The sequence below is a fragment of the Propioniciclava sp. genome (genome assembly GCF_029977985.1).
Taxonomy (GTDB): Bacteria; Actinomycetota; Actinomycetes; order Propionibacteriales; family Propionibacteriaceae; genus Propioniciclava.
Map to the genome: position 1 here is coordinate 1 of NZ_JARKOT010000172.1, position 3748 is coordinate 3748.

A 3748-nucleotide genomic window follows, 5' to 3' on the forward strand; every position below is an offset into this window, starting at 1 on the left:
TTGGCAGCTGCTCGCTCACCGGCCGCAGCGTCGCCTGCGACTTCGGGACCGTTCCGGCCGGCGGAGTCGTCACGGTCAGCGTCGACGCGATCCTCGCGCCCTCGGCGTCCGGCGCGGTGGGCAACACCGCGACCGTGGCCAGCTCGACAGACGATCCGGACCCCGACAACAACACCTCGACGGCGACCTTCGCCGCGGGGAACTCCGCCGACCTCGCGATCGCCAAGACCGGCGCGCCGGCGTCCGTGACGAACGGCGACGAGGTCACCTACACCCTCCTGGTCACCAACCACGGGCCGTCCGACGCGCCCGGGACGGAGGTCGCCGACGAGTTGCCGGACGGCCTGACCTACGACTCCTGCACCACCCCGCAGGGTTCCTGCGACGCGGCGGACGACACCGTGCGGTTCCAGCTGGGCACGGTCGCGGCGGGGAACTCGGTGCAGCTGCGGATCACCGCGACGGTGGCCGACGACTTCCCCGGCGGCCAACTGCCCAACACCGCCCGGGTCAGCCACGACGGCGACGACCGGAGCCCGACAACGACGAGGCCACCCACCGGCTGAACGTGACCGCGGCCGCCGACGTCACGCTGGCGAAGACCGCCACCCCCTCGTCCGCCGTGGCCGGCAGCGCGGTGACCTTCACCCTCACCGCCCGCAACGCCGGTCCGGGCCCGGCGACCGACCTGGTGCTCGCCGACGCGGTCCCGGCGGCCGTCCGGGTGACCGCGGTCGTGGCATCGACCGGAGCCTGCGACTCGGGTCTGTCGAACAACCTGCACTGCACGCTGGACGACCTGGCCCCTGACGACGAGTGGACGGTCACCGTGACGGGCACGCTCGAACCGGACACCCCCCGCGGCACGCTGCGAAACGTGGCCACGGTCACCGCACCCGACGACCCGACCACGTCGAACGACACCGCCGTGGCCGTGGTCCCGGTCGCCACCCGGGCCGACCTCACGATCACCAAGACCGCGCCGGCGACGGTCGTGGCGGGGGAGCGGCTCACGTACTCGCTGAGCGTCACCAACGCCGGCCCCTCCGTGGCGGCCCCCGCGCTGGTGGTGTGCCGGATCGGCGCGCTCGCGCCCGAGGAGTCCGCCACGTTCGCCATCACGGTCGCCGTGGATCCGGCGACCCCGGCCGGCACCACGCTGGTCAACCGGGCGCAGGTCTCCTCGGCGACGCTCGGTGCCACGACCGGGCTGCCGGCCGTCGCCGCGACCGAGGTCGCCGGGTCCGCCGATCTCGTGACGGCGAAGGCCGTCCTGCCCGGGGTGCTCGTGGCGGGAGGCCACGCGACCTACGTGCTCCGCGTGCGGAACGACGGGCCGTCGGCGGCGGCCGGGGTGCAGGTGACCGACGCGATTCCCGCGGGCCTCTCGGTCGACTCGGTGATGCCGGCGGGCGGTACGTGCAACACCTCCGGTGACACCGTCACCTGCCAACGCGCGAGCCTTGCCGTGGACGCCACCTGGGTGGTCGTGGTGCACGTGACCGTCGATCCCTCCGCGTCCGGTGAGGTGGTCAACAGCGCGTCCGCCACCAGTGCGACCCCCGACCCCGACCCGGACGACAACACCGGAACCGTCACCGCGCAGGTCGTCGTCGCCGCCGACGTCGTGACCTCAAGACCGCGCTGTACACCGAGGTCCGGGCCGGACGGACGGCGATCTTCTTCCTCAGCGTCGTCAACACCGGGCCGTCGTCGGCCGCCGACGTGGTGCTGTCCGACACCTTCCCCGCCCTCCTGACGCCCACGGCGGTCAGTGGCGGAGACTGTGTGATCACCGGGCAGCAGGTCACCTGCAGCTACCCGACGCTGGCTCGGGGCGAGATCCGCACGGCGATGGTCACGGCGGCGGTCGACCCCGACGCCGGCGACGGCACGGTCACCAACACGGCCAGCGCGACCGCGTCCACGCCGGATCCGGATGCGGCGAACAACACGGCGAGCGCCGACCTGACGATCACGGCGGACACCACCTCACCGGGTGGCGATCTCGCCACCACCGGCGTGAGCCCGGGACTCCCGCTCCTCGCGGCCAGTGGCCTGGTCGCGCTGGGCGCGGGCGGTCTGCTCCTGCTCGTCGGCAGGAAGCGCCGCGACCGGACGTCCCGAGCACCGGCACCGCGGGGCTGACCCGGGGCTCAGCCCTGATCCACCGGGACCGTCCGCCGAGCTTGTCGGGACGCGCTCGATCGGTGGATGCGGGCTCAGGGGTCGACGATCTCCAGGAGAACCTGCCCGGAGGTGACGGCGTCACCGACGGCGGCGGCGACGCGGGCGACCACGCCGGAGCGGTGGGCGGTGATCGGCTGCTCCATCTTCATGGCTTCCAGCACGACCACGAGGTCACCCTCGCCGACCTCGTCGCCCTCGACGACCGCGACCTTGACGATCGTGCCCTGCATCGGCGCGGTGAGCTCGTTCGAGGACGGGGCCTTCGCCCGCGCGCCTCCCGTGCTGCGGCGGGTGGGCCGCTTGGCCGTCGCCGGCTTCGCCACGGGCGCCGCCAGCGAGCTGGGCAGCCGCACCTCGAGCCGGCGTCCGTTCACCTCGACCACGTACGTGCTGCTCTCGGCCGGCCCGGTCTCGCCCATCGTGCCCACGTACGGCTCGATCGGCGTGCTGAACTCGGTCTCGATCCAGCGGGTGTGGACGCCGAACTCGCCGTCGGCCGCGACGTACGCCGGGTCCTCCAGCACCGCCTTGTGGAAGGGGATCACGGACGGCATCCCGTCCAGCACCGTCTCCGCCAGCGCGCGCCGCGACCTCTGGATGGCCTGGGCCCGGTCCGCCCCGGTGACGACGATCTTCGCCACCAGTGAGTCGAACGACCCCGGCACCGCCATGCCCGCCAGATAGCCGGAGTCCACCCGCACGCCCGGTCCGGACGGCGGTTGCCACGCCGTCAGCGTGCCGGGCGCCGGCATGAACGAGCGGCCCGGGTCCTCGGCGTTGATCCGGAACTCGATCGAGTGCCCGCGCGCCGCCGGATCGTCGTAGCCCAGCTCCTCGCCGTCGGCGATCCGGAACATCTCCCGCACCAGGTCCAGCCCGGTGACCTCCTCCGAGACCGGGTGCTCGACCTGCAACCGCGTGTTCACTTCGAGGAACGAGATCGTGCCGTCCTGGCCGACGAGGAACTCACACGTCCCCGCGCCCACGTAGCCGGCCTCCCGCAGGATCGCCTTCGACGAGTCGTAAAGCCGCGTCCGTTGCTGCTCGGTGAGGAACGGCGCGGGCGCCTCCTCGACCAGCTTCTGGTGCCGGCGCTGCAGCGAGCAGTCCCGGGTCGAGACCACCACCACGGTGCCGTGTGAGTCGGCGAGGCACTGCGTCTCCACGTGCCGTGGCCGGTCCAGGTACCGCTCCACGAAGCACTCACCGCGGCCGAACGCCGTCACGGCTTCCCGGGTCGCCGACTCGAACAGCTCCGGCACCTCGGCCAGCGTCCGCGCCACCTTCAGGCCACGGCCGCCACCCCCGTAGGCGGCCTTGATCGCGATCGGCAGCCCGTGCTGCTCGGCGAACGCGAGCACCTCGGCGGCGTTCGCCACCGGATCCGGTGTGCCGGGGACCAGCGGCGCCCCCACCCTCGCCGCGATGTGCCGGGCCTGCACCTTGTCGCCGAGGGCCTCGATGGCCGCCGGCGGCGGACCGATCCAGGTCAGGCCGGCGTCGAGCACCGCCTGGGCGAAGCCCGCGTTCTCGGCGAGGAACCCGTAGCCGGGGTGGA

The 3748-nt window shown here is 73.3% G+C and carries 4 protein-coding genes; 3 read left to right on the forward strand and 1 reads right to left on the reverse strand.

Going from position 1 to position 3748, the window contains the following annotated elements:
- From Q1K57_RS10745 to Q1K57_RS10755, 3 genes are all read left to right on the forward strand, one after another.
- On the forward strand, window positions 1-566 hold a 566-nt coding region (locus tag Q1K57_RS10745; protein ID WP_300082231.1), incomplete at its 5' end, for a DUF11 domain-containing protein.
- Window positions 567-568: 2 nt separating this feature from the next.
- Window positions 569-1759 carry a hypothetical protein gene (locus tag Q1K57_RS10750; protein ID WP_300082234.1) on the forward strand — a complete coding sequence of 397 codons (1191 nt, stop codon included), beginning with the start codon at window positions 569-571 and terminating at the stop codon, window positions 1757-1759.
- Window positions 1678-2148: a DUF11 domain-containing protein gene (locus Q1K57_RS10755; RefSeq protein WP_300082240.1), complete on the forward strand. Its 471-nt coding sequence runs from the start codon at window positions 1678-1680 to the stop codon at window positions 2146-2148. The genes Q1K57_RS10750 and Q1K57_RS10755 overlap by 82 nt, the downstream gene beginning before the upstream one ends.
- A gap of 74 nt (window positions 2149-2222) precedes the next feature.
- Here the strand turns inward: Q1K57_RS10755 and Q1K57_RS10760 are convergent.
- The coding region (locus tag Q1K57_RS10760; protein WP_300082237.1) for a biotin/lipoyl-containing protein at window positions 2223-3748 on the reverse strand (1526 nt) is incomplete at its 5' end.